This window comes from Nocardia jiangxiensis NBRC 101359, from assembly GCF_000308615.1.
Lineage (GTDB): Bacteria > Actinomycetota > Actinomycetes > Mycobacteriales > Mycobacteriaceae > Nocardia > Nocardia jiangxiensis.
Genome location: NZ_BAGB01000108.1, coordinates 1 through 605, shown reverse-complemented (window position 1 = coordinate 605; position 605 = coordinate 1). Strand labels below are relative to the sequence as shown.

The 605-nt window shown below is 66.0% G+C and carries 1 protein-coding gene; it reads left to right on the top strand.

Going from position 1 to position 605, the window contains the following annotated elements; translation table 11 throughout:
- On the top strand, positions 1-594 hold a 594-nt coding region (locus ON40_RS34430; protein ID WP_040829430.1), incomplete at its 5' end, for an IS5 family transposase.
- Positions 595-605: the final 11 nt, after the last annotated feature.

The window sequence follows — 605 nt, the reverse complement described above, 5'->3', positions numbered from 1 at the left end:
ACGGTGTACGACATTTTCCGTCGCTGGACCGAAGCCGGTGTATGGCAACGGATTACCGATGTACTACGTGACCGGATCCGGGTAAGCGCGGGCCGCGGGCCGGCCCCCACCGCGGCGATCATCGATTCCCAGTCGGTGCGGGGCGCGGACACCGTGCCCGCGACATCACGCGGATGGGACAACGGCAAGAAGGTCGGGGGCCGCAAACGTCATATCGCCACCGACACCATGGGGCTGCTGCTGGCGGTCGTGGTGACCGCCGCCAGCACCCAGGACCGCGACGGTGCGGTCCCGTTGCTGGCCTGGCTGCGGGAACGGTTCTCCACCATCACACTGACCTGGGCGGATTCCGGCTATACCGGCAGGCTGGTGCGCTGGTCACTGCAGGTGCTGAACCTGGCCGTGGCGATCGTCAAACGCACCGATCCCGGCTTCGTCGTGCTGCCGCGCCGCTGGGTCGTGGAACGAACACTGGCGTGGATCAGCAAACACCGCCGCTGCGTCCGCGACTACGAAACCCGCCCCGACCACCACGAAGCCATGATCTACATCGCCACCATCATGACCATGTCACACCGACTCACCCGAGCATGACCGAAGTTCCC